Origin of the sequence: Sporosarcina sp. JAI121 (genome assembly GCF_013408665.1) — a bacterium.
Lineage (GTDB): Bacteria > Bacillota > Bacilli > Bacillales_A > Planococcaceae > Sporosarcina.
Genome location: NZ_JACCCL010000001.1, coordinates 1473160 through 1492835, shown reverse-complemented (window position 1 = coordinate 1492835; position 19676 = coordinate 1473160). Strand labels below are relative to the sequence as shown.

15 protein-coding genes and 1 pseudogene are annotated in these 19676 nt (G+C 44.6%); 1 reads left to right on the top strand and 15 read right to left on the bottom strand.

The features are described from left to right. Positions 1–19: 19 nt before the first annotated feature. The 11 genes and pseudogenes from scpA to HDC33_RS06990 form a co-directional block, all read right to left on the bottom strand. Positions 20–2179 carry a methylmalonyl-CoA mutase gene (gene scpA, locus HDC33_RS07035; RefSeq protein ID WP_179391765.1) on the bottom strand — a complete coding sequence of 720 codons (2160 nt, stop codon included), beginning with the start codon at positions 2177–2179 and terminating at the stop codon, positions 20–22. After that, positions 2172–3848, bottom strand: coding sequence for a methylmalonyl-CoA mutase family protein (locus HDC33_RS07030; RefSeq protein WP_179391764.1), 1677 nt, complete (start codon positions 3846–3848; stop codon positions 2172–2174). The genes scpA and HDC33_RS07030 overlap by 8 nt, the downstream gene beginning before the upstream one ends. A gap of 123 nt (positions 3849–3971) precedes the next feature. Next, positions 3972–4820, bottom strand: coding sequence for a dihydrolipoamide acetyltransferase family protein (locus HDC33_RS16805; protein WP_370457454.1), 849 nt, complete (start codon positions 4818–4820; stop codon positions 3972–3974). Continuing rightward, positions 4796–5297, bottom strand: a pseudogene (locus HDC33_RS16800) (biotin/lipoyl-containing protein); the annotation flags it as partial. The gene HDC33_RS16805 and the pseudogene HDC33_RS16800, both read right to left, overlap by 25 nt. 87 nt (positions 5298–5384) lie before the next feature. After that, positions 5385–6368: an alpha-ketoacid dehydrogenase subunit beta gene (locus HDC33_RS07020; protein WP_179391762.1), complete on the bottom strand. Its 984-nt coding sequence runs from the start codon at positions 6366–6368 to the stop codon at positions 5385–5387. Next, entirely contained in the window at positions 6368–7375 is a 1008-nt protein-coding gene (locus HDC33_RS07015; protein ID WP_179391761.1) for a thiamine pyrophosphate-dependent dehydrogenase E1 component subunit alpha, read from the bottom strand. Before HDC33_RS07015 ends, HDC33_RS07020 begins: the two co-directional genes overlap by 1 nt. A gap of 16 nt (positions 7376–7391) precedes the next feature. After that, positions 7392–8819 carry a dihydrolipoyl dehydrogenase gene (gene lpdA, locus HDC33_RS07010; RefSeq protein WP_179391760.1) on the bottom strand — a complete coding sequence of 476 codons (1428 nt, stop codon included), beginning with the start codon at positions 8817–8819 and terminating at the stop codon, positions 7392–7394. Between the two features lie 28 nt (positions 8820–8847). Next, positions 8848–9930: a butyrate kinase gene (buk, locus tag HDC33_RS07005; protein WP_179391759.1), complete on the bottom strand. Its 1083-nt coding sequence runs from the start codon at positions 9928–9930 to the stop codon at positions 8848–8850. A gap of 128 nt (positions 9931–10058) precedes the next feature. After that, complete coding sequence (locus tag HDC33_RS07000) at positions 10059–11153, bottom strand: Leu/Phe/Val dehydrogenase (protein WP_179391758.1); 1095 nt, start codon at positions 11151–11153, stop codon at positions 10059–10061. A gap of 34 nt (positions 11154–11187) precedes the next feature. Beyond that, positions 11188–12093 (bottom strand): phosphate butyryltransferase, encoded by a 906-nt coding sequence (yqiS, locus tag HDC33_RS06995; protein WP_179391757.1) that lies wholly within the window; start codon positions 12091–12093, stop codon positions 11188–11190. A gap of 33 nt (positions 12094–12126) precedes the next feature. Further along, the gene (locus tag HDC33_RS06990; RefSeq protein ID WP_179391756.1) at positions 12127–14172 is read right to left on the bottom strand and encodes a sigma 54-interacting transcriptional regulator; all 2046 of its coding nucleotides are present in this window, start codon (positions 14170–14172) and stop codon (positions 12127–12129) included. Between the two features lie 126 nt (positions 14173–14298). Here HDC33_RS06990 and HDC33_RS06985 point away from each other — a divergent pair, with 126 nt between their 5' ends. Then, the gene (locus HDC33_RS06985) at positions 14299–14535 is read left to right on the top strand and encodes a DUF2627 domain-containing protein (RefSeq protein WP_179391755.1); all 237 of its coding nucleotides are present in this window, start codon (positions 14299–14301) and stop codon (positions 14533–14535) included. A 51-nt stretch (positions 14536–14586) separates the two neighbouring features. On the opposite strand, the gene HDC33_RS06980 is transcribed toward HDC33_RS06985, so the two are convergent. The 4 genes from HDC33_RS06980 to HDC33_RS06965 all read right to left on the bottom strand — a co-directional run bounded on the left by HDC33_RS06980 (position 14587) and on the right by HDC33_RS06965 (position 19506). Beyond that, positions 14587–15315, bottom strand: coding sequence for a glycerophosphodiester phosphodiesterase (locus tag HDC33_RS06980; protein ID WP_179391754.1), 729 nt, complete (start codon positions 15313–15315; stop codon positions 14587–14589). Beyond that, positions 15308–16822, bottom strand: coding sequence for a flagellar assembly protein A (locus HDC33_RS06975; RefSeq protein ID WP_179391753.1), 1515 nt, complete (start codon positions 16820–16822; stop codon positions 15308–15310). Before HDC33_RS06975 ends, HDC33_RS06980 begins: the two co-directional genes overlap by 8 nt. 673 nt (positions 16823–17495) lie before the next feature. Next, positions 17496–18287, bottom strand: a complete 792-nt coding sequence (spo0A, locus tag HDC33_RS06970) for a sporulation transcription factor Spo0A (protein ID WP_179391752.1) — start codon at positions 18285–18287, stop codon at positions 17496–17498. Positions 18288–18537: 250 nt separating this feature from the next. Further along, positions 18538–19506, bottom strand: a complete 969-nt coding sequence (locus tag HDC33_RS06965) for a SpoIVB peptidase S55 domain-containing protein (RefSeq protein ID WP_179391751.1) — start codon at positions 19504–19506, stop codon at positions 18538–18540. Positions 19507–19676: the final 170 nt, after the last annotated feature.

Here is a 19676-nt window from a genome sequence, read left to right as displayed (position 1 = left end):
AGTGAACGGTTTTTATCTTTCAATCCGCCACTTCCTCGTAGCCGAGCCTGCGGTAGATTTCTTCAATGACTTTTTGTGCGGCAACCGGTATGACAGTTCCTGGCCCAAAAATTGCCGCTGCCCCATTTTCACGGAGGAATGCGTAATCTTGAGCGGGTATGACACCGCCGACAACAATGAGAATGTCTTCCCTGCCAATTTTGGCGAGCTCTTCACGCAGAGTCGGAACAAGTGTTTTATGACCTGCGGCCAGCGAACTTACACCGATGACATGAACGTCGTTTTCAGCAGCTTGCAATGCCGTTTCTTCCGGTGTTTGGAAAAGTGGTCCGATGTCAACATCAAAACCAAGGTCTGCAAATGAGGATGCGATTACTTTCGCACCGCGGTCATGACCGTCTTGTCCCATTTTTGCGATTAAGATACGTGGACGACGACCTTCATTCTCCAAAAAGTCTTCTGCCATCATTTTCACTTCTTCAATTTCCTCTGAATTGGAGAAATTCGAACTGTATACGCCACTCACTGAACGAATCACCGCCTTGTGTCTGCCTGATACACTTTCAATCGCATCCGAAATTTCGCCGATCGTAGCACGTGCGCGTGCTGCATCGACGGCACTGGCAAGTAGATTACCGTCGCCGTTGCGTGCAACTTCTGTCAACTTAGCGAGCAATGCCGTTACTTCACTTTCATCACGGTCCGCTTTCATCCGATTTATACGGTCGATTTGCTTCTGGCGTACAAGCGTGTTGTCAATGTCCAAAATATCGATTGGGTCTTCAGTATCCAGGCGGTATTTATTCACTCCAATGATTGATTCTGCACGTGAATCAATCTGTGCCTGGCGTTTTGCTGCCGCTTCTTCGATTTTCATTTTCGGTAGTCCGGTTTCAATCGCTTTCGCCATGCCACCGAGTTCTTCGATTTCTCCGATTAATTCCCATGCTTTCTCCATCAGCTCATCCGTCAGTTTTTCGACGTAGTACGAACCGCCCCATGGATCGATCACTTTTGTCATCATCGTCTCTTCCTGTAAGAATAATTGCGTATTCCGCGCAATGCGGGCAGAGAAATCCGTCGGTAGTGCAATCGCTTCGTCGAGCGCGTTCGTATGAAGTGATTGTGTGTGACCCATCGCTGCAGCGTTCGCTTCAATCAATGTTCGCGTGATGTTGTTGAACGGATCTTGTTCCGTCAAGCTCCAGCCGGATGTTTGCGAATGCGTACGGAGAGCAAGCGACTTCGGATTTTTCGGCTCAAATGTCTTTATCATTTGTGCCCACATTTTACGTGCAGCACGCATTTTAGCTATTTCCATGAAGTAATTCATGCCGATTGCCCAGAAAAATGATAACCTCGGGGCGAATGAATCGATGTCAATGCCCGCTTTTAAACCTGTACGGACGTATTCAAGACCATCTGCAAGCGTATACGCAAGCTCGATATCTGCGGTTGCCCCGGCTTCTTGCATATGATAGCCCGAAATGGAAATCGAGTTGAATTTCGGCATGTTGTTGGATGTGTAGTCAAAAATATCCGCAATGATTTTCATCGACATTTCAGGCGGAAAAATATATGTATTCCGCACCATATATTCCTTCAAAATATCATTCTGGATAGTACCGGCAAGTTTTTCAGGCGACACGCCCTGCTCCTCTGCCGCTACGATATAAAATGCCATGATCGGCAATACAGCTCCGTTCATCGTCATGGAAACGGACATCTGGTCTAAGGGGATACCGTCAAACAAAATTTTCATATCTTCAACCGAGTCGATAGCTACACCTGCTTTTCCAACGTCGCCCGTTACACGCGGATGATTGGAGTCGTAACCGCGGTGAGTCGCAAGGTCAAATGCGACAGATAATCCTTTTTGCCCCATTGCCAGATTTCGCCGATAAAATGCGTTACTCTCTTCAGCCGTTGAAAATCCGGCGTATTGGCGTACTGTCCAAGGTCTGGAAACGAACATAGTCGGATAGGGGCCCCTCGTATTCGGCGCGATGCCTGGCAAGTCAGATAAATGTTCAAGGTTCTCGATATCTTTCCCTGTATAGCGCGTTTTGACATCAATTCCTTCATTCGTCCGAAAAGGTTTTCCCGCTTCGCTTGCTGTTTCCTTCACATTTTCAACTATGTTATGCAAGTCTACTTTGTTGAAATCAGGTTTATTCATCCGTCGCTCCCCCTTTCAATTTCTCATTGATAGCTATCAATTTCCCCACTTTGTCTTGACCCGCGAAAATAAATCCATTCAAACCGGCCTTCAGCCATTTCTGTGAAAGTGCAGCTTCGTATTTCCCTGCCGCATCCAAGATGAGTTTGTCGGAACATCCTTCTATCAGCTGATCCAGTACGCTTTCGGTCACAGAAGGTATTGCACAGACAATCGCATAGTCGGGTTTTTCATCCGCAAGCCAGTGCAGTGCTTGTTGAGCGTTGTCGAACGACGGACTCCATTCTACACGCATACCGCCTGTTGCTAAAAAACCACTGACAAAATCGGCGCGAGGTTTGAAGTCTTTCAAATCGCCGAACGTCAATAGAACAGTACGCACGTGATTATCTTTTCGCTTGGCCACCAATTTTTCAAACGGCTCAGCCAGACGCCCATAAAGCTGAAGACCATCCCAATCCGAGAAGTCCGTATCGGTCAATTCGGCGTAAACATTCGTCCCAATCAATGATTGTTTCCCTTTCGCAACTTCTTTTATGCGCTGTCCTAGCAACGTTTCAAGTCTACCGTTAGCAAGAAATGCTTCATAACCACCTGTAGACTGAATTTCCATGAACAGTTCCCATGCTTTTTCAACAAGTTCCGATGTCAATGTTTCAATGAAATAAGAACCGCCTGAAGGATCGATTACTTTGTCGGCATGGGTCTCTTCTTTAATGACAAGTTGAATATTTCTTGCTAACCGTACAGCGCCGTTCGTCGGTCCAGTAAGTAGATTGTGCGGATAGACCGTGATAACGTCTGCCCCGCCCAGAACCGCAGCAAACGTTTCATTCCCAGCCCGCAATACGTTCACATACGGATCTAGTTTTGAATATGAACGCAGAGATGTCGTTGCGATAATCGGGACATACGGTGCTTCCTGTAAACTATATGCAGAACAGAACGCTTGCCAAAGAATGCGAAGCGCACGGAACTTTGATATCTCCATGAAGAAATGAGTGTCCACCGCAAAGCGTACAAAAAAGTCATTCGCGAAATCGCTGAATTTCTCCGCCTTTTCAGCACTAGTAGCAGCATGTGCGAGTGTAAGTGCAAGTTCTGTCACCGCATCTGCACCGTTGTGATGCACTCCCCACATATCCGCTCCCGTCGTCCGAATGTTTGTGAAACCTTCTGGAAGAGACCAGTCAGGCACAGAAATCGCACCGTTAACAAGGGACCGATCCGATTGTGGAATCCCCAAAAACACTTTTAGAAATGGATCATTTTGTGTGGTATTTGTCATGAAGATAGGATATTGCGTCATGAGTTGTCCTATTTCAGCAAGAGAAGAATCTTCCCATTGAAGTTGTTTCGCCCCGTCGTAAGCAATAGCTTCATTCCCTCGTTCAATAGAATGTTTCAGATCAGCAACAAACTGTTTTCCGTCTTCGGCATAAGGTTGCTGTGCAATAATCCAGCCGGAGTCTTTTTTCGCCACACAATTCGTCTGCATGCGTTTATCAAGGCTCTCAATTGTATAAAGGGGCTGCAGTTCAATCCCTTCTATCGTTTTTGTGATGAGCGAATCGAAAGGCTTCCCTTTCAATGATTGGACCGCAGTTTCTTCCCATTGTTCGAATCCGGTTTTATCAAATGTTGTCGTCTGCATGTTATGTATAGTCATATTTTGCGCTTCCCTCCTCAAAATAATCAATCTATTACTAGTTTACCCGACTTAGACTATTGTTGAAAGGTAAAATAAACCCCGATGCCCTATATTGTCAGGCACCGGGGTTTACAATTTTGATCAGTAGATGGATGTATTTTCCGCCGATACATTTTCGAGAATCGCTTTTACGCGTGCAAGGAATTGTCCGCAAACGAGACCGTCCAGAACGCGGTGATCAAGTGATAGGCATAGGTTCACCATATCGCGGACCCCAATCATGCCATTGCCCATAACAACCGGACGTTTAACGATTGATTCGATTTGCAGAATTGCTGCCTGCGGGTGATTGATGATGCCCATAGACTGAACCGAACCGAATGAACCGGTATTATTCACTGTGAATGTACCGCCTCGCATTTCAGATGATTTCAGTTTGCCTGAACGTACTTTACCTGCAAGTTCCTGTATATCGCGTCCAATGCCTTTGATTGTTTTTTCATCGGCATTATTTATAACGGGAACGTACAGGGAATCTTCAGTTGCTACCGCGATGGAAATATTGATATCCTTTTTCTGAATGATTTTGTCGCCTGCCCACATCGAGTTCATCATCGGGAATTCCTTTAATGCTTGAGATACTGCTTTCACGAAGAATGCGAAATATGTCAAGTTGAAGCCTTCCTTCTTTTTGAAGTCATTTTTCAGGGAATCACGATATTGAACAAGATTGGTCACATCGACTTCAATCATCATCCATGCATGTGGCGCTTCGTGTTTCGAACGTAGCATATTGCTCGCGATTGCACGGCGTACGCCGGTTACAGGGATTTCGATATCGCCTGCCGCAACCGGGACATCGACGGGCTCAGCCGCTTTTGGTGCAGGCGCCGCCTGTGTCACCGGCGTAGGTGCCGATGCTTCCGCCACAGGAACCGATGGAGCTGGTGATGTTGTTGGCGCTGACGGAATATCTCCGCTCTCGATGATAGCAAGTAAGTCTTTGCGCGTGATGCGCCCTTCTTTGCCTGAACCTTCTACTAATGCCAAATCAATGCCATTGTCCTGTGAGAGACGGAGTACTGCTGGAGAATAACGTCCTGCCGCCGCTCCTTTTTCACGATTCAATGATGAAGCGGTTTTTTGAGAACCTACAGCAGGCATTTCGTTTGCGGGCTCTTCTTTCGCGGGCACCGCCTCTACTGCAGCTTCCGCAGTTCCGCCGCCTTCCACCTCAATCGTACAAACGAGTGCTCCAACAGCAAGCGTTTCTCCCTCTTGTGCAATCAATTCCTTAATTACACCAGTGAACGAAGAAGGAACTTCAGCTGTCACTTTGTCTGTATTCACTTCTGCAAGCGAGTCGTATTTGTTAACTGTATCGCCCGGTTTGACAAGCCATTTCTCGATTGTACCTTCTGTCACACTTTCACCCAGTTGCGGCATTAAAATATTTTCAATAGCCAATTGATTGACCTCCATCCTTAATCGAATACACCCATATTTTACAAACTTTAGAAACTTATAGAAGTGGGAATCTTCCGCTGAATGGAGTTAAAATTCAGCAAGTTCACGCGCTGCCTTCTCTACTTTGTCTGGATTAACCATGAAGAATTTCTCCATAGTCGGTGCATATGGCATTGCCGGAATGTCCGGTCCAGCAAGACGTTTAATTGGCGCATCAAGTTCAAACAGGCAGTTTTCAGCAATGATCGCTGCTACTTCGCCCATAATGCTTCCTTCTTTATTGTCTTCCGTAACGAGCAGTACTTTCCCAGTTTTTGAAGCCGCTTCGATAATTGCTACTTGGTCAAGTGGATAAACAGTACGAAGATCAAGGATATGTGTCGATATACCATCTTCAGCAAGACGTTCAGCAGCTTGCAGTGCAAAATGGACACATAAACCGTACGTGATAATCGTGATGTCATCCCCTTCGCGTTTAACATCCGCTTTCCCGATCGGCAACACATAATCGTCTGAAGGTACTTCGCCTTTTATTAAACGATAGGCACGTTTATGTTCAAAGAACAATACTGGATCTTCATCGCGGATTGCCGCTTTCAGAAGACCTTTCGCATCATACGGCGTCGAAGGGATGACGATTTTCAATCCAGGCGTGCTTGCGAACATCGACTCGACGGATTGCGAGTGGTACAGCGCTCCGTGGATTCCTCCTCCGAACGGTGCGCGTATAACAATCGGACATGACCAATCGTTGTTTGAACGGTAACGGATTTTTGCCGCTTCCGAAACGATTTGGTTAACCGCAGGCATGATGAAATCAGCAAATTGCATCTCCGCAATCGGGCGCAAGCCGTACATTGCCGCACCGATTCCGACACCCGCAATTGCGGATTCCGCAAGCGGTGTATCAAGAGCACGGTACTCACCGAATTGATCATAAAGACCGTTAGTCGCTTTAAATACGCCACCTTTACGCCCAACATCTTCTCCTAGAACGAAAACGCGGTCATCCCGCTCCATTTCTTCTTTCATTGCAAGTGTGATTGCATCGATATAAGACATTACAGCCATTATTCGTTCCCCCCATCTTCAGCATACACATGGAGGAGCGCGGACTCAGGTTCGGCGTACGCAGCGTTTTCCGCATAATCGGTCGCTTCGTTCACTTCTTTCATGATGCGTTCTTCCAATTCTTTTTCGAGTTCATCCGTAAGGACGCCGGCCTCTTTCAAATAGGTCGCGAACATTGGAATCGGATCGAGTTTCTTTTCGTTTTCCAATTCTTCAGCATCACGGTATTGACGGTGGTCATCGTCTGAAGAGTGCGCCGTCAAACGGTAACAAATTGTTTCCACTAGACTCGGACCTTCTCCGCGTCGCGCACGGTCTGCTGCTTCCTTGATGACTTTGTATACTTCGAGCGGATCTGTACCATCAACTGTTACACCCGGCATACCATATCCGATTGCACGATCCGAAACGTTTTCACATGCAAGTTGTTTTTCAACCGGCACCGAAATTGCATATTTATTGTTTTCAACCATGATAACCGTCGGCAATTTATGGACTCCAGCAAAGTTCATGCCTTCGTGGAAATCCCCTTGGTTGGATGAACCTTCCCCAAGTGTGACGAAAGTGATGAAATCTTCTTTCTTCATCTTCGCTGCCAATGCTACTCCGACCGCGTGCGGTAATTGCGTTGTTACTGGAGATGATCCCGTCAAGATTCGGTTTTTACGCTGGCCGAAGTGACCAGGCATCTGACGACCGCCTGAGTTCGGGTCTTCCGCTTTTGCAAATGCAGAAAGCATTAATTCATGAGCGGTCATTCCGAAATGCAGGACAACGCCCATATCACGATAGTATGGTGCAATCCAGTCTTTATCCTTATCTAGTGCAAATGCCGCCCCAACTTGTGCCGCTTCTTGTCCTTGACATGAAATGACGAAGGGAATTTTCCCTGCACGGTTGAGAAGCCACATACGCTCGTCTATGCGACGTGCCATCAGCATCGTTTCAAAAATTTGTAGTGCTTCTTCGTTTGTTAAACCGAGTTCTTCATGACGCGTTTTTGCCATTTCCAAAATCCCCCTTTTACATGTGGATAGCCTTGCCGTCAACGGCCAAAGCCGCTTCGCCCATTACTTCGGAAAGTGACGGATGCGGATGAATCGTACTTGCCACTTCCCATGGAGTCGCATCAAGCACCATCGCAAGACCAGCTTCCGATATCAAATCGGTGACGTGGGCACCAATCATATGGACGCCTAGTATGTCGTCCGTCTTTTTATCGGCAATAATTTTAACGAAACCATCTGAATTGCCGTTAACAAGTGCTTTACCGATAGCCATGAACGGGAATTTCCCGACTTTAACATCAAAGCCTTGTTCTTTTGCCTGTTTCTCCGTTATGCCAACGCTGGATGCTTCAGGGCTTGAGTATATACAGCGGGATATTTTCGTATAATCAATCGCTTCGTTTTTCAATCCTGCAATATGTTCAACAGCCGCAATTCCTTCATGGGAAGCGACATGTGCAAGTTGAAGTCCGCCTATAACGTCCCCGATTGCATAAATATGAGCTTCTTTTGTCTGGAATGTCGGCCTTGTCTTGATGAAGCCATTTACGACTTCAATTTCTGTATTGTCAAGACCGATTCCTTCGACATTCGCTAGACGTCCAACTGAAACAAGCATTTTTTCAGCTGTAAACTCCATCGTTTCACCGTTCATTTCTGCTGAAATGGTAACGGATCCTTCTTTTTTGACAAGTGTATCCGACAGTACTTTCGCACTTGTCGCAAAAGTGATTCCTTTTTTCGTCAACAGTTTTTTCATTTCTTTTGAGATGTCTTCATCTTCAGTCGGTATAATCCGGTCTGCATATTCAAGGACCGTGACTTCTACACCGAAATCGTTGAGCATGGATGCCCATTCGATACCGATGACACCGCCGCCGACGATGATGATCGACTTCGGAAGTGCTTCCATAGAAAGTGCGCCATCTGATGACATGACTTGATTTTCATCAATATCCAAACCTGGTAACGTGCGTGGTCTAGAGCCTGTTGCGATAATCAAGTTTTTCAGGATGAGCATTTCGTTTTCGTCACCGTTGTTCATTTCGACCGAAATCGTGCCGGGCATCGGAGAAAATATAGACGGTCCTAGCATTCTGCCAAATCCATCAAATACATCGATTTTCCCTTTTTTCATAAGTGCTGTGACACCGCTGTGCAGCTGTTTGACGATACCCTCTTTTCTAGCTTGGACACGGCTGAAGTCAAGCGTTACGTCTTTCGTGTCAACACCGAAATCCGCCGCCTGATTTTTCGCTATATCGAATACTTCAGCACTTTTCAGTAACGCTTTACTTGGGATACAACCTTTGTGTAAGCAAGTTCCTCCAAGTTTCCCTTTTTCAACAAGTGCTGTTTTCAGTCCTAATTGAGCGGCGCGGATCGCAGCGACATAGCCGCCTGTTCCGCCTCCCAAAATAACTACATCATATTCCCGTGCCATAATTGATGGCCTCCCTCACAACGCCCCGTCAAGACGGGTAGATTTTAGCAGTCTCTTCACCAGATAGGACGCGGAGTGCGCCTTCCGCAAGTGCTTGCAGTTCGTCTTCTCCAGCGTACACAACAACCTCAGAAATCCAGTCAATCCTGGATGAAATTTCCTTCACAAACTCTTTACCATACGCGAGCCCGCCCGTAAGAATGATTGCATCGACTTTGCCTTGAAGAACGGCGGCGGCACTACCGATTTCCTTAGCGACCTGATAGGCCATTGCTCCGTACACCAGTTTCGCTTTTTCGTCGCCGTCTTCAATCCGTTTTTCCACTCGAACAGCGTCGTTCGTCCCAAGATAACCGACTAAGCCGCCTTGACCGACAACCTTTTTCATCACTTCATGACGGAAATATTCACCCGAAAAACATAGATCGACAAGATCGCCGGCCGGAACGGTGCCCGCACGCTCAGGGCTAAAAGGTCCATCTCCGTGAAGTCCATTGTTCACATCGATGACTTTGCCGGATTCGTGCACACCGACTGTAATGCCCCCGCCCATATGTGTGACGATCAGCCGAAGACTTTCATACTTTTTACCAACTTGTTTTGCGTAGCGTCTAGCAACCGCTTTTTGGTTCAGCGCATGGAAAATGGATTTCCGATCAATGGCCGAAAACCCGGAAATCCTCGCCAGGGGTGCAAGTTCATCGACGACTACTGGATCGACGATAAAAGCGGGAACATTTAGACTGGATGCGATTTCATTCGCAATTATCCCCCCCAGGTTCGATGCATGTTGACCTGAATAGCCCTTTTTCAAATCGTCGATCATTGCTTCATTGACAGAATAAGTACCGCCTTCAATCGGGCGGAGAAGCCCGCCGCGACCGCAAATGGCAGATAGATCCGAAATGTGGAAACCTTCACTGTCAAGTGAAGCCAGGATTGCGTCTTTACGGAAACTGTATTGATCGATGATGGAAGGATACTTTGCTATATCTTCTGAAGAATGTCGTAACGTACTTTCCATCAACTGTTTTCCGCCTTCAAAAACGCCTATTTTTGTTGATGTTGACCCTGGATTAATGACCAAGATCCGGTATAAATTTTCATGCATAAGTAGTCCTCCTTCCATGTCGAAGGCCTCCAAGATGGAAGTCAAGCAGAGATGAGGGATTGAACTTCATCCCTCTTAATTGCTGCATGACTATTTTCCTTTAGTACGGCTGCTTCAAATTATTTATCTTATCGTTTTGAGAGTACACTTTTTTCATTTTGTAAAAATGTGCTTCGTGTGTTTGCAACACGTGCGATACGTTCTTCTGCCATGCGGTCAGCAGCAACGTACGTCGGAATGTTATCACGTTTTGAGATGGCGAAGATTTTCCCGATTACGTCGTAGATGCCTTCGACACGTTTAAGTGCACGTTCGCGGTTATAACCATCAAGCTCGTCTGCTACGTTGATGACTCCGCCTGAGTTGATAACGTAGTCTGGAGCGTAAACGATGCCCATTTCGTGGAGTAGATCGCCGTGGCGAGTATCTTTCAATTGATTATTTGCTGAACCAGCAATCACTTTTGATTTCAACTGCGGAATTGTCTCATCATTGATGATTGCCCCTAGTGCACATGGTGCAAAAATGTCCGCTTCTTGAGAGTATATTTCATTGATACCGACTGCCGTTGCACCGAATGCCTCAACTGCACGTTGAACAGCCTCTTCATTGATATCCGTAATAATCAGTTTCGCACCTTCTTCGTGCAGGTACTCGCAAAGTGCATAGGCAACGTTTCCGACTCCTTGCACCGCTACTGTTTTGCCTGTTAGTGAGTCGTCACCAAATGCCTCTTTTGCCGCCGCTTTCATGCCGTAATAAATTCCATAAGCAGTAACAGGGGAAGGATTGCCCGATGAGCCCGATCCAGCAGAAGTCCCTGTAACATAATCCGTTTCAAGATTGATCAAATCCATATCCGCTTCAGTTGTTCCCACATCTTCCGCAGTAATATAGCGGCCGTTCAAACCTTCGATGTATCGCCCGAAAGCACGGAACATTTCGTCGTTTTTGTCTGTTTTCGGATTTCCGATAATAACCGTTTTTCCGCCACCAAGATTCAATCCTGCTGCCGCGTTTTTGTAAGTCATACCTCGAGCAAGGCGAAGTGCATCTTCAATCGCTTCTTCTTCACTTGCATAAGTCCACATGCGTGTTCCGCCAAGTGCAGGCCCGAGTGTCGTATCGTGGATAGCGATAATCGCTTTCAGTCCTGAAGTTTTATCCTGGCAAATAACGAGTTGCTCATAATCTTGGTTCTCCATATATTTGAAAATTTCCATTGTAATTTCCTCCTAAAGTATGTTCGATTTTATTTCACTTTGTGGTAAGTATCGCCAGTGCGAGTGAATACAATTTACTTTCGGCACTGTCCGCCCTTGATGTCAGGACAATTGGTGCTTTAGCGCCTTGAATGACAGCACCTACCTTTGCATTGGCAAAATACATAAGTGACTTGTACAGGATGTTGCCTGCTTCGATATTCGGAACAACGAGAATATCAGCTTTACCGGCTGTTTCACCCGTAATCCCTTTTTGTCCCGCTGCCTCCTTTGATACCGCATTATCAAGTGCAAGCGGACCATCGACGATACAACCTGTAATTTGCCCGCGTCGATTCATGACGACCAGTGATGCAGCATCCGTGGTTGGAATCATCGCTGGATTGACGGTTTCGACCGCGGCAAGCGGAGCGACGATAGGTTCCGTGATGCCACATGCATGTGCGGTGTCAACAGCATTCCGGATAATTTGTGCTTTCGCTCCAAGATCAGGCGCAATATTCATTGCTGCATCTGTCACAAAAAGAAGTCGATCATAGCCTGGAACCTCAAATGCAGCCACATGCGACAGCACTTTTCCTGACCGCAATCCAAATTCACCGTTCAAGACAGCTTTAAGTATTACGGAAGTTGCCAAGTTCCCCTTCATTAAAACGGTTGCCAAACCGCTTGAAACCGCTTTCACGGCAAGGGTCGCCGCATCTACATTATCCTTTGCGTGATGAAAACTAACTTTCGCTTCATCTGACAAGCGGGGGAAATGTGTTTCAATCATATCTTTCATTCGTTTTTCATCATCAAAAAGCATGAATGAAGCAATCCCTTTTTCAATAGCCATATTCACGGCTTCAAGAACTTCCCGATCTGCGGCAGATGCAACTGCGACGACAGGATCTTGCTTCGATGCAGCCTTGATGATAAGTGAGTCGAGTGTAGTCATCGTCTCTCCTCCTTCGACTGAACGTCTTAACTATTACACAAGGCTGAATTTCTCAAGTTTATAATAAAGGGATCGCAACGAAATACCGAGTCTGTTCGCTGTTAACGATTTATTTCCATCGTTTTCCCGAAGAGCCGTTTCAAGAATGGATTTTTCATATTGATCCATTATGGAAGCAAGGGTGCTAGTTTCCGAAAGAATTTGTTCCTCTTCCTTGTTTCCCCTAGATGACAGTGCGTTAACCACATCTTCCAAATTGATTACTGCCTCTCCCGACCCCATGTAAATCATTGCGCGGCTAAGGACGTTTTCGAGTTCCCTCAAATTCCCGGGCCAATCATATTGCATCAGCCTTTCCAGCGCCGCTTCGGTAATCGTCTCGATATTCATGCCAAACTCCTGGTTAAGTTTTACAAGCAGGTGTCCGACAATCAATGGTATATCCTTTTTTCGTGATCGAAGTGGTGCAACTTGGATGGATATCCGATTCAGCATGTAATACAGCTCTTCATTAAAAAAACCTTCATGCATCGCTTTTTCCAGGTTTTTCGAAGTGGACGTAATAACACGGACAGATAAATGGATTGGTTGGGTACCGCCGACATTGAAAATCGCGCCATTTTTTAAGTAGTTCAGCAACCCCTCTTGAGCAGCTAGCGGTAAATCGGCCACTTCATCAAGGAATAGCGTACCTTGTTCGGAGTCTTTAAAAAGTCCTTTTACATCCTTTTCAAAGCCAGATTGGGAAGCCCCCGATACCTGTCCGAACAACTCTATTTCCAATACGGTCGGGTCCATCGCTGCACAATTCATTCGAATGAATTTATTCGACCGCCGTTCACTTCCACTATGGATGGCATGCGCAAACAATTCTTTTCCGGTTCCGATTTCTCCGCGAAGAAGGACTGGCACATCGGATTTAGCTGCCAGCTTTGCCTGCTCAATTGAAATTTCAATATCGGATGAACTGCCGAAGATATCATCAAATGTATAAGTGGATTCAAGTTTCCGGATGATTGTTCGTGCCTGGTCGAGTTCTTTCATCAGATTACGCATTTCGGTTATGTCATGAATGACCCCGACACTTCCCTTAACTTGATGATCGACAATGATTGGCGCAACATTGACAATAACTTCCCGGTTGTTGTCGCCAATCCGCATATTGACGCCCCGGAACGGTTTTTTGGACTTGAGTACTCTCATATGAATACTCTCACCTTCGTTGATATCCGCATTGGCAGGTTTTCCGATCACTTCCTCTTTAGAAAGACCCGTCATTCGCGAATAGGCCGGATTGACAAGAATTCCGTACCCTTTATCATCTACGACCGAAATCGCATCATCACTTGAATGAATGATGGCTTCAAGCATCGTCTTCACTTTTTTCAGATCTGTGATTTCCTCAGCAAGAGCAACAATTTCCGTAATCTCTTTAAATATCGCGAAAGCGCCAAACTTTTTCCCTGTTGAGTCGAAAAGCGGAAAACGAGATGTGACGATTTTCAAACCGTTGCCGAGAATCAGCTCCTTATTCAATTCCGCCTGCCCCGAATTGAACACTCTAGGAAGCTCTGTTGTTGGAATGACTTCAGTAATTGTTCTGCCAACAGCTTCTTCTATCGGAAAGCCAATCATCTTGGATGCGCTCTTATTGAAAAAGTCAATAATGCCATCTTCATTAATCCCGATCATGCCTTCGCCTATTGAATCGAAGATCATCCGTTGTTTATGCACTTCTGTCTGAATCCGCTTAATATATGTATCATTTTCCTCGAGAAGCTTTACAAGAAGATTCGCGACAGATCCAGGTATCACTACAGTTTGGGCGGGCCTCGCATGTAACAGTTCGGAGAATACAGCCTCCTCTCCGGTTACATCGAAAATGATATGCAAATCTTCGGTCAGATGACTCTTCCAATCCGTTCCATATGGAATGCCTCGTTTTTTTGCTAGAATTATTCCTGGTGCTTGTTCATCAGTATCGATGATTGCCTTAACATTCATGAATTCTAAATTTTGGAGAAGGTCCAGTATTATCGATCCGCCTGTCCCCGCCCCGACAATGAGAACGTTTTGCAAAGGTATTCATTCTCCTTTTTGAATCATGCAATCTTTTGCAATTACCACTACATCATACATGAAAGCGCAGTTCTTGACAATAAAATATGAGTAGGTAAAATTAGAATCGTTAAGGAGTGGGATTCTATGGCACGTTTAGCGGCATTCATCGTACTACTAATCCCCGGACTTTTTGCGGCCGGTGGCATAAAGTTAATGCGGGATTCCATATTTGGAGTATTATTCAATCCGTTTCCATTCATCTGGCTTCAATTTGTAGTAGGCTTTTTACTCTTTGCGGGGGGACTCTGGTTTTTCGCGGGATTCCTATTGCGCCGCGACCGAAGATCAGGACGGGTGCAAGAACGATTTAAAGAAAAGTAAAAACGATGGCGGTAAGTTATGGAGTAAAGGATTAGAAAAGGACCAAGACATTTAACTGTCTCGGTCCTTTTTCACATCATTGAATCTATCCGGGTAATCCGTAATCCAACCATCGATATATGGCGGTGGATTTAACGCCATTGGTTCTTTCCCACTAATACCGTACACTCGAATCTTTTTGCCGGACAGAATAAGATTGTTCAAATAAGGCTCTTTCAATAGCCTTTTGTGCAAATGGAATCCATCCGCACATGAATATTGTTCAAGATTTGTCCAATCGACATCTTTTTTCCGCAAAAGATAGGCCGTTTCCATCTGGTGACTTTCCTTTTTCACTACTTCAAGTAGACGGTAATCGAATGCAGAGATGTGGACATTATCAAGGTGGGATACAATATCAACTATCTGTTTAATGTAATCGGGTCGCCCCGAAACTGTCTCTTTCAATTCAACATTGAGTGCCAATTGATGACTTTGACAAAATGACACGGCTTCAATTAATGTGGGAATCCGGTGCCCACGGAAAATGCGTGTATATTTTCTGCCCACTGGAACCCTCTTTATTTCTCCACTTGTCATAGATGAAATCGCTCTACGGATGCCTGCAAGCCTAGTGAGTTCAGGATCATGGATCACAAACGGTACACCATCCTCCGAAACTTGAACGTCCAGTTCAATACCATCAGCCCCTTGGTCGACGGCCTTCTCAAATGCTTTCATCGTATTTTCAAATCGGACGCCTGATGCACCTCGATGTGCAAAAATAGCGGGCCTAGACATTAAGAACTCCATCTATAATAGTAAATACACCATTCGTAGGAACGGAAAGCGTAGAAGATTTAGTTCCGATTTGAATAATTGTTCCGGGGTATGCTTCTTTCGTCACTTCGATTTGTCCGGGGATTGCCTGTTTAATTTTGCGCAGTTCCAAGTGAATCTCTCCGTCTATTTCTAAGATCCTTTTTCTGTTATAGTCGATCGTATCCATTAACTTTTCGAATACTTTGGCTTGTTGCCCCTTCAGATCATCTGCAGCTCTCTCCAATGGAAGAACATGCTGTTCTAGCTTCACAACTATCGCTTGATGTTCTTTTAAGCTGTTCGCCATTTCTTGAACTTTCATATAGATTGCGTCCTTATCGATGCCTTTTGTACGAAGGGTGGTTTTTCGTTCGTGGTTATTACCTGCAAATGCACACTCGATTTTAAAGAGGGCATCTATTTCCCCGCCAATTATCTTTCCTTGGCTTTTGTCGACAAAGACACTATCCGCGATAACTTCGGCCCCAAGCAAATAGAGTCCGACATGAATCTCTTTTCCATACAGTTTGCAATTATTTGCATGTTTAATATAAATATCGCCTTGAGCCTCGACAATGGTCATTTCACCCCCGAATACGCCCCCTTTTATGTAAATATCGCCTTCCGTCGATCGTATTTCCTTTGCATTTGTAATCCCTTCATTTCCTTCTATCGAAATAGTACCAGTCGCATTAACCGAAAAGTCCGCGAGAACCGTTCCATAAACAGTAACGGCACCATCGAATGTAATCGAACCCGTTTCAGGACCGACATCGCCGTTAACAATCAGCTGTTTTCCGACACCAATTACACCGTTGATGATTTCCAGCGCCCCGCTGTGTGATGCACGCAGAACTACTTTCCCTTTTTCTTGTTCTTCAGTCACTGACTTCTTATCAAAGGACAGCATCACGTCATCGCCTCGTTTCGCAGACACAGTATTACCTAATACATCTATTCCATCGACGCCTTCCTGCGCGGGTATCTTTTCACCAAGCCAGTCCCCTTCTTTAACAGTAGTTACAAAGTTCATTTCAAAGTAATCAGCAAGACCATCCTCACGGATAACTGGTCTCCGTGAGGGAATATCGATATATGTGACGACAGCCTCTTTACCTTTCGTCGGAAGTGTACCAACGGCGGCAATCATCGGTTCGCCTGGTTTAAAAGGTTCGCTTTTCAAGTCATTTTTCCCATGACTTATTCCGGTTTCAGTAAGTACTTTTTCTGCTTGTTGCAAAATCGGCTGTTTGTTTTCGTCAAATTCCTTCTTTGATAAATTGATATATAATAAGGCGGTCATCTTATCGGGTGATATTGCTACTTCGATTGCGGGCAGCCAGCTACCGATGATATGTTCTTTCTCTGAATCCATCAGTGCTGTCCGTAGCGTAGAAAATGAATTGAGTTTAAGTCGCGGATGTTCACGTGTTATTCCATCGAATGATTTAAGCGGAAAACCGTTCTTCTTTGAACGCAAAATCACTTTGTCCTCCTGTACAAAAAGATCGAAAAAATCATTTTGAGTCAGCACCGCGGATTCACCCTTTCTCAAGTAATTATTACAGAGCTGCATTAAACACTTTGTTGGAATAGCTTTTTTTACTTTTCGAAAAAAATGCCTACCCTACGAAAAAAATTCGGAAAGTAGGCCAAGCTTTAATTCCACACATCATAATCAGTTTAGACAAACAAACTTATCAGACTCTTCCAATTCCATTTTATCACTTAAGCAAATGAATTGGAACCCGACGATGATATAGTTTGACCAATGTAACAAATAAGATAGTAAATTAATTCAAATAGCACAACTTACTAGGCTACTAAAAAGCGAATAGAAAACCTTACAAATCAATTTTAAGACCTTATTAATTCTACAGATAATCATACTCTAAAAAAAGATTAATAGATTCAGTCAGAGCGTACTGACCACTTCTAGTGGTAACCATATATGGGTCCCGTTCCTCCGACAAATCACAGAATGCGGATGATTAATTTTCACTGCTATGATATTCTTTGTACAACAATAAAAAAGACCGATGAATTTCTTAATTCATTGGTCTTTGGGCGTATATTTTATAGGTTTTAAAAGCCATAACCATTGGGCAAGGTAGACATTCGAGGATTACTAATCCGCAAAAACGCTTTCATACCGATAATCAGCTCGCCATATGCTCAAGACGGATTTTATCTGCAATCATTGCGATGAATTCTGAATTTGTCGGTTTACTTTTCAAATGATGCACGGTATAGCCGAACATTTTGGAGATGACGTCGTAATTCCCGCGATTCCATGCCACTTCAATTGCATGACGGATTGCCCGCTCGACACGGGATGCTGTCGTATTGTATTTTTTTGCAATCTCCGGATAAAGTACTTTCGTCACCGACCCTAGCAAATCGACATCCGTGTAGACCATTTGAATCGCTTCACGAATAAAAGCATAGCCCTTAATATGCGCAGGCACGCCGATTTCTTTAATGATTGCTGTAATTGTCGTATCTAATACTTTTTGACTCACAGTTCCCGGTGCATACTCTTCGACAGATTTAGTTGCAGTAGCAACAGGTTTTCTTGTTCCAGCCACTTGGAAAATTTGATTTGCTAGCCGATCGAATTCAAAAGGTTTAAGCATGAAATAGGAAGCTCCCAAACTTGCAGCTTGTGTCATTACATCTTCCTGGCCAAATGCCGTCAGCATGATAATATGCAAATCAGTAATTTTTGTATTACCGCTCAATGTTTCAAGTACCGCTATACCGTCGAGGTGGGGCATGATGATATCAAGCAATAGGACATCAGGTTTTTTCTCTTCCAACATCGACAGACATACTTTTCCATTGTGCGCCGTCCAAACGACTTCAATTTCGGGATGCCTTTCAAAATATGTCACCATAGTCCTTACAAGCTCTTTATTATCATCCGCAATTGCGACTTTCAGTTTATCCATTCCCAATTCCCCCTTGTTCGTTTATGACGACTTCTTTCCCTAAATATTAGCAACTATCTCTTAACTACACAAGGGAAATTTCGACGAATAGTATATGAAACCTTTATAAGTACAGAAAAATGAATCTTCTGGCATATGGTTTCCCTATATTTCGACGAATTCCATTACCTTCCCATAGATTGTCAAATAATTCACCTTCTGAATGGACGCTGCTAAAAAGGGTCAACCGCGTATGGGTTGACCCTTTTTTTCATTTTTCGCCGCTACGCATCTTTTCCAAATAAAGACCTGCACCTTTTTTGGGATCATCGACAAACATATGCGTTACTGCGCCTGCAAATTTACCGTTCTGGATTACCGGACTACCACTCATACCTTGCAGTATCCCGCCTGTTGCCGCGAGTAATTTTTGATCTGTTAAAATAAAGTGGAATTGGTCATGTTCGACTTCGGTAATTCGAATAGAAAATGCTTCTACCTCGACACCTTTGATGGTCGTATAAATTTCGGCAGGACCAACTTCCACTTCTGCCGGCTGCATAATCTGGAGTGGTTCGGCCAACACTTTCTTATAATCGCTGCTCCATGCCCCGAAAATACCGTAAATACCATTTATCCGAATTGATCCAAGAACATCATCACCGTCAACAATCGTTGAAATTTTATAGCCGGGAATTCCTGGTACACTTTTTTTAATCTGATCAATTTCAGATAGATAAATCGATCCAGATTTAAAAGAAGGCGGTGATTTCAATGCACTGTCGATAATCTGGTGACCAAGCGCGCCGTACGTCCCATTATCGGGATCGACATACGTCAAAGTTCCTGTTCCTTCAGTCCGGTCTTTCAGGAATGGAATGAGACGTTTCATCGCTTCGCCGTCTGCTTGGAATTGGCTTTCGTCTCCATTTCGGATAACATGTAATACAATTTCTTTTTTATCACGCCATGACGTCGATTTTTTCTCAAATTCGTGTAGAGTGCTGATTGCAACATTGTCCACTTGTCCGATTAAATCACCAGCCTTCAACCAATTGTCCTTACTGATCATGATATCATTTGTGATGTAGACCCCGGACAGTTCCATTTTAATACCTATTGACTGTCCCATCGGTATAAGTGAACCGTCCTTTGCAAAAGCTGCATCTGTCGTGAAAGGCATGAAAAGAAAAAGCACAGATAACGAAACGGCCAACTTGAACTGTCTACTCCATCCCATATTTCACCTCCCTAAATAAGTTACTGTTGGTATGTCCGTTCGGGAGAATGTTATGAAAGGGTAAATAAAGCAAAAGTGGAATGCGAATTATTTCTTCCATATTTCAGCAATTAAAAGTGATTTACGATTGATGAATAAATCATTCAAAACCAAGCATAATGTAGTATACG